The sequence below is a fragment of the Bradyrhizobium nivariense genome (assembly GCF_029846695.2).
Lineage (GTDB): Bacteria > Pseudomonadota > Alphaproteobacteria > Rhizobiales > Xanthobacteraceae > Bradyrhizobium.
Window position 1 is genome coordinate 1 of record NZ_JARWCR020000142.1, and the last position, 5713, is coordinate 5713.

The window sequence follows — 5713 nt, forward strand, 5'->3', positions numbered from 1 at the left end:
CTGTCCGTAATCTCTTCAGCCGAACCCGCCGCCACCTCTGCGAACCACCGCGACGGCGCCAAAAACAACACGACAATCTCCGCGCACGACTAACCTAGCGCAGATGAGGGTTGGGGTGAGGGGCTCTTTCCGCGAGTTCGATTGTCACCGTGACTGCCGAAGCACCCTTCACCCCAACCCTCTCCCCGCGAAGAGCGGGGCGAGGGAGAAGAGAGATCTCGCCCCGCGTCCGCCTTCGCTAAAGCTTCGGCGGACAGGAGCGAGGAGAGGCCAAGAATTTCACCTCACCTTCGGCAATACCTGCTTCACCACCTGCTTGCCTTCGACCACCTCGACCAGAAAGCTCTGGCGATCGATGTCGCCGGTGTCGCTGAAGGTGACGTCCATCAAGATGCCCGGCTCGTCCGCGGCCTTGACGGTCAGGCCATGCAGCGTGTCGGCGAACGCCTTGGAATCGACTTTGCCCATCTTGTCGGTCGTGGCTTTCACCATGTAGACCGCGAGATAGCCCTTGAGGCCGTTATGGTCGGGCACGTAATTGTACTTCTTCGCAAACTTGTCGCGAAACGCTTTGATCAGCTCGACCGGCGCATCCGTGGTGAGGCCGACATGGCCGCGCGCGCCGTTGGCGGCATCGCCCGCGAGCTCGATCACCTTCTGGCCGATCAGCGTGGTCTCGCCCATCAGCGGCGCGGTGACGCCCTGGCGCTTCAGCTCCTTCAGGATGCGCGCGCTCTCTTCCTCGTTCAGGTAGACGAACACGGCGTCGGGATTGGCGGCCTTGATCTTGCCGACGTCGGCGGCGAAATCGGCCTGGCCCGCCTCGGTCGAGAGATCGGCGACGACCTTGGAGCCGAGCCGGTCGAGCTCCTTGACCACGACATCGCGACCGCCGCGACCGAAATCATTGTTGACCCAGATCACAGCGACCGACTTCGCCTTCATGTCGTCGTGAATGTATTTGGCGACCTTCGGCATCGAGGACTGCTGGCCGAACGAGGTGCGGAACAGGAATTTGTTTCCGGCCTGCGTCAACTCGGCGGCTTCGCCGCCCATGATCTGCGCGATGCCGGCCTCGGCCGCGAGCGGCGCGGTCACCTTGACCGAGCCGGAATAGCCGGGTCCGAGCAGCACATAGGGCTCGGCGTCGAGCGCCTTCTGCACCTGCGCGCGCGCGACGCCCGGGTTGGACTGCGAGTCCGCATGAGTGACTTCGAGCTTGCGGCCGAGCACGCCGCCCTTGGCGTTGATCTCCTCGATCGCGAGGTCGATGCCGTTCTTCCAGTTGGTGCCGACGGTGGCGCCGCCGCCGGATAGCTCGGCGACGTCGGCGAGCTTGATCGCCTGGGCGTGGACGCTGGTTGCAGTCGCGAAGGCAAGCAGCGCGCCTGCCAGAATGGTCGATTTCATGGTCTCTCCTCCCGTTTTTCGTTGATGTTGTGCGCGGCCTTGTGTCCGGCCGCTTCGGTTACGCTGCGTGATAGGCTGAGCTTCGTGCCGCCATCACCTCGTCAAATGCCTCTCCCATGACCTCTGTCGATGGGGCAAGGCCCGTGAACAGTTCGAAAGCGTCGGCGGCCTGGTAGATCGCAAGCTCCCGCCCGGTCATGATCCGCGCGCCCCTGGCTTGTGCGGCTGCCAGCAGCGGCGTGATCAGCGGCGAGTAGACGGCGTCCGCAACCCACAATTTTTCATGCAGCAGGGTGGCCGGGACAGGCATGCCGCGGTTCGGCAGCATCCCGACCGGCGTGCCGTTGACGAGGCCGGTCGCGCCTTGCAGCGCGTCCTCGGTGCTCGACGCCAGCCTTGCGACGCCCTGCGCGGCCAGCAGGGAGACGAGCGTCTCGGCGCGCGCCGGCTCGCTGTCGAAGATGCGGATGTCGGTCACGTCCAGGCTCGCCAGGGCAAATGCGATCGCCTTGCCGACGCCGCCGGCGCCGATCACGGCGACGGCGTTGCCGGACGGCGCCAGCAGCGGCGCCACCGCGCGCGCGAAGCCCGTGGTGTCGGTGTTGTGGCCGGTCAGCCGGCCGTCCCTGGCGACGACGGTGTTGACCGCGCCCATGGCGGCGGCGCCCGGCGCCAGCTCGTCGAGCAGCGGGACCACCGCTTCCTTGTAGGGGTAGGTGACGTTGACGCCGGCAAAGCCGAGCCGCCGCACGCCCTCGAGCATCATGCGGAGCCCGGCCGCATCGGCGCCGGCGACCTCGATGAGCTGGTAATGGCCGCGCAGCCCGAGCGCCTCGGCGGCGCGCTCATGCATGGCAGGGGAGGCGGAATGCGCGATCGGCGCGCCGATCAGGCCGGTGAGGAGCTTTTTGCTGGCGGCGTATCCGCGCTTGGACATGGTTGGCTATCGTCTCGTTGGGAGCGTTCGGTCTCGGCCATTAGCGGGGAAATCCGCGCAATTCCAAGGGGGCTTCCGAGTGCGACGATAGCCTTTCCCCCGCCTAACACAATTACCCATTTATCGGGCAAACCTAACATAATGTTATTTCTTGCGCCCGCGCGCCGGGGACGCCTTGCCGTTGCCGCGGGACGGCTCCACCGCGCGCATCTCGGCGCGCAGGGACTCGATGAAGTACTCGACGTGAAGCGACAGCGGCGCACCGCGCTTCACGGCGATGTAGGTGTCGAACCGCGTCGGCTCGGTGATCTTCAACAGCTCGATGCCGGGGTAGCCGCCATGGGCGACCGTGAACTGGTCGATGATGGCGATGCCGAGCCCCGCCTTCACCAGCGCGCAGACCGTGGTGCCGAAGCGCGCGCGGATCGTGATGTTGTAGTCGAGCCGGTTGCGCGCAAAGATCTCGGCCATGATCCGGCCGTAGGGGTCGTTGGGATCGATGCCGATCAGCGGATAGCGGGTGATATCGGCGGCCGAGACCTGCTTGCGGCCGGCGAGCTCGTGGCCTGATGGCACGATGCAATAGAGCTCGCCCGAGGCGAGCGGCATGAAGTCGAGCCCGGAATGCTCCAGCCGGTAGCTCATCGCGACACACTCCCCGCGGCCGAGCAGGAGATAGTCGATGGCTTCCTCGAGCTTGAGGATGTTGATGTCGATGCCGAGGTCGGGATAGCGGCGGCGGACCCGCTCGATCGCGCGCGGCACCATCACCTGCGAGATGCTCGGCACCGAGCCGATGCGCAGCTCCGACAATCCGCCGCGGCCGATCTTGGAGATGAGCTCGGAGAGGTCATCGACCTTCTTGTAGACGCCGTTGATCTGCTCGAAGATGTTCTCGGCTTCCGGCGTCGGGAAATAGCGCCCGTTCTGGCGCTGGAAGAAGCGGATGCCGAGCGAGCGCTCGGTGTATTTGACGAGGCGGCTGATGCCCGGCGCCGAAACGTTCAGCAGCTTCGCCGCGCCGCCGATGGTGCCCGTCACCATCACGGCACGGATCACTTCAACCTGGCGCAGCGTCATCATGTCCTGGGCATCCGAAAGATAATCGTGGTCGCGATCATCTCATGAGAGAGCCATGATGTCAGCCAGCGGTAAGGGCGGCGTCGTCGCACGATCTGTTTTGATCGGCGTCGGTTGCTGCAACTGCGTTCTAGCTCGCCGGTCCTTCCGGCGCGGCGCTGTCTGCCGGCCTGGCGCGCTCGCTTTGCAGCACCTCGCGCGCGAACTCGATGATCTTCTGCTTGTTTGCCGTTTCGCGGACGGCGAAAAACACGCGATTGAGTTCCAGGCCGAGCACGCTGTTGAGGGCGATGTCCTCGTCTTCCATCGTGGTTTTCCCGCTTCAGACGTCATAGGTGTATCTTGACGTCACTTCTTCCACAAGTAGATTAAATCCGCAGGGTCAATGGGGATACCGGAAAACTACGGAAGCGGTGAATTGAGGCAGTCCCCAAAGACGTGCTATACCGAACGGCGAGGGTCAGGAAACGCACCGATGTCCGCCGTGGATTATGGCCGGGAGGCGCTCGACTTCATCGAGGGCCTCGGTACCTATCGCAAGGTGCCCGACGCCATGCATGCGCTAGAATCGGCCTTTGGTCGCTTCGGCTTCGAAACCATTATCGTGACGGGATTGCCCAACCCCGACCAACGGTTTGCACAGATGGTGCTCGCCAAGCGCTGGCCGGCGGGATGGTTCAATCTCTACACTCAAAACAACTACGATCGCTTCGACCCGGTGGTCCGGCTGTGCCGGCAATCGGTCAACCCGTTCGAATGGTCGGAAGCGCCCTATGATGCCGAACTCGAGCCGAACGCGGCCGAGGTGATGAACCGCGCCACCGATTTTGGCATGAGGCGCGGCTTCATCGTGCCGATCCACGGGCTCACCGGCTACGAAGCCGCGGTGTCGCTCGGAGGCGTCCATCTCGACCTCAATCCGCGCAGCAAGCCGGCACTTCACCTGATGGCGATGTATGGTTTCGACCACATTCGCCGTCTGCTCGATCCGGCGCCGTATCCGTCGACGCGCCTCACCCCGCGCGAGCGCGAGGTGATCTCCTGGGCCTCGCAAGGCAAATCGGCCTGGGAAATCGGCGAGATACTGCACATCACGCAGCGTACCGCCGAAGAGCATCTTGCAACCGCCGGACGCAAGCTCGGCGCCGTCAACCGTACGCATGCGGTTGCGCTGGCGATTCGCAACAAGATCATCAATCCCTAAGCGACGTACTGGGAAATTTCCCAATATCGAACCTGCCTCTTTTCGCAGAGGCTGCCCCCATTGAGAATGAACGGGGGCTTTCATGATTCACGCCATTTCTGCTGTAAATCGCCACCTTTACGAAGACGTACTCGATCAGCATTTCCGGTTGCGGCACGACATCTTCGTCGAAGAGCGGCACTGGGAGACGCTGCGCAGGCCGGATTGCCGCGAGATCGATTCCTATGACGACGAGGACACCGTCTATCTGCTTGCGCTGGAGGGGCGCCGCGTCATCGGCGGTCACCGACTCTACCCGACGACCAAGCCTTCGATGATGAGCGAGGTCTTCCCTCATCTGGCGGCGGTGCGCGGCTGCCCGGTGGATCCTCTGGTCTGGGAATGGTCGCGCTACTTCGTCGTGCGCGATCGCCGCGATGGCGCGCTCAACCTGCAACTGATGGCGGCGGTGCAGGAGTTCTGCCTCGGTCAGGGGATCGCGCAGGTCAGCGCGATCATGGAGACCTGGTGGTTGCCGCGCTTCCATGAGGCCGGCTTCGTCGTGACCGCGCTCGGTCTGCCGGCTCTGGTGGAGAACGCGTGGACCATGGCGGCGACGATCGACATTCGCCGGGAGACGCTCGATGCCCTGCGTGATCGCATCGGCGTGGCTTCGATCGTGCAACAGGACGGCCCGCGTCTGGACGCGGTCGCCCGTGCCAACCTTTGCGGCCTCGCCGCGCAACGAAAGAGCGCCTGAGATGTCGAACATGATGCGGTACAGCCAGATCATGGCGCAGACCAAGGACGAGAATCTCGGCTACATGTCCGACATGGCGCTCGAGCTGGCGCAGATGGCGGAAGACACCGGATTGGCGACGCTTGCCTATCTGTTCCGGATGGCGGCGCTGGAAGCCGCGACGGCCAACAGCGTGCTCGCCGAGCCGGATGACCTTCCCCGGCAGATGACGTCGCACTAGGGTCTGTTGAGATTCAGGATTCACAGATTGGAACGTCCGTGATTCAAGCTCCGAAAGGAGTTTTGGATGCAGCGATTCGTTTTGACGGACGCCCAGTGGGCGAAGATGCAGCCGCTTTGTTTG

At 63.8% G+C, this 5713-nt stretch carries 7 protein-coding genes; 3 read left to right on the top strand and 4 right to left on the bottom strand.

All coding sequences use genetic code 11. From position 1 onward, the window contains the following. Positions 1–279: 279 nt before the first annotated feature. From QCM77_RS45210 to QCM77_RS45225, 4 genes are all read right to left on the bottom strand, one after another. Entirely contained in the window at positions 280–1410 is a 1131-nt protein-coding gene (locus QCM77_RS45210) for an ABC transporter substrate-binding protein (protein WP_280097051.1), read from the bottom strand. A 58-nt stretch (positions 1411–1468) separates the two neighbouring features. Further along, on the bottom strand, positions 1469–2347 hold the full coding sequence (locus QCM77_RS45215; RefSeq protein ID WP_280097052.1) for a shikimate dehydrogenase: 879 nt from the start codon (positions 2345–2347) through the stop codon (positions 1469–1471). A gap of 144 nt (positions 2348–2491) precedes the next feature. Further along, on the bottom strand, positions 2492–3430 hold the full coding sequence (locus QCM77_RS45220; RefSeq protein WP_280097053.1) for a LysR family transcriptional regulator: 939 nt from the start codon (positions 3428–3430) through the stop codon (positions 2492–2494). A gap of 127 nt (positions 3431–3557) precedes the next feature. Continuing rightward, positions 3558–3734 carry a hypothetical protein gene (locus QCM77_RS45225; RefSeq protein WP_279667003.1) on the bottom strand — a complete coding sequence of 59 codons (177 nt, stop codon included), beginning with the start codon at positions 3732–3734 and terminating at the stop codon, positions 3558–3560. 168 nt (positions 3735–3902) lie between these two features. On the opposite strand from QCM77_RS45225, the gene QCM77_RS45230 reads away from it, so the two are divergent. From QCM77_RS45230 to QCM77_RS45240, 3 genes are all read left to right on the top strand, one after another. Then, positions 3903–4631 (top strand): helix-turn-helix transcriptional regulator, encoded by a 729-nt coding sequence (locus tag QCM77_RS45230; RefSeq protein WP_279691367.1) that lies wholly within the window; start codon positions 3903–3905, stop codon positions 4629–4631. Positions 4632–4713: 82 nt separating this feature from the next. Then, a complete protein-coding gene (locus QCM77_RS45235; protein WP_280097054.1) occupies positions 4714–5370 on the top strand; it encodes an acyl-homoserine-lactone synthase in 657 nt (218 codons plus the stop codon). A gap of 1 nt (position 5371) precedes the next feature. Beyond that, positions 5372–5590, top strand: coding sequence for a hypothetical protein (locus tag QCM77_RS45240; protein WP_279667006.1), 219 nt, complete (start codon positions 5372–5374; stop codon positions 5588–5590). Positions 5591–5713 lie beyond the last annotated feature (123 nt).

Coding starts and splice junctions, on each gene's coding strand:
- QCM77_RS45230 (WP_279691367.1), top strand. CDS start 3,903: ATGTCCGCCGTGGATTATGGCCGGGAGGCGCTCGACTTCATCGAGGGC.
- QCM77_RS45215 (WP_280097052.1), bottom strand. CDS start 2,347: ATGTCCAAGCGCGGATACGCCGCCAGCAAAAAGCTCCTCACCGGCCTG.
- QCM77_RS45240 (WP_279667006.1), top strand. CDS start 5,372: ATGTCGAACATGATGCGGTACAGCCAGATCATGGCGCAGACCAAGGAC.
- QCM77_RS45210 (WP_280097051.1), bottom strand. CDS start 1,410: ATGAAATCGACCATTCTGGCAGGCGCGCTGCTTGCCTTCGCGACTGCA.
- QCM77_RS45235 (WP_280097054.1), top strand. CDS start 4,714: ATGATTCACGCCATTTCTGCTGTAAATCGCCACCTTTACGAAGACGTA.
- QCM77_RS45220 (WP_280097053.1), bottom strand. CDS start 3,430: ATGATGACGCTGCGCCAGGTTGAAGTGATCCGTGCCGTGATGGTGACG.
- QCM77_RS45225 (WP_279667003.1), bottom strand. CDS start 3,734: ATGGAAGACGAGGACATCGCCCTCAACAGCGTGCTCGGCCTGGAACTC.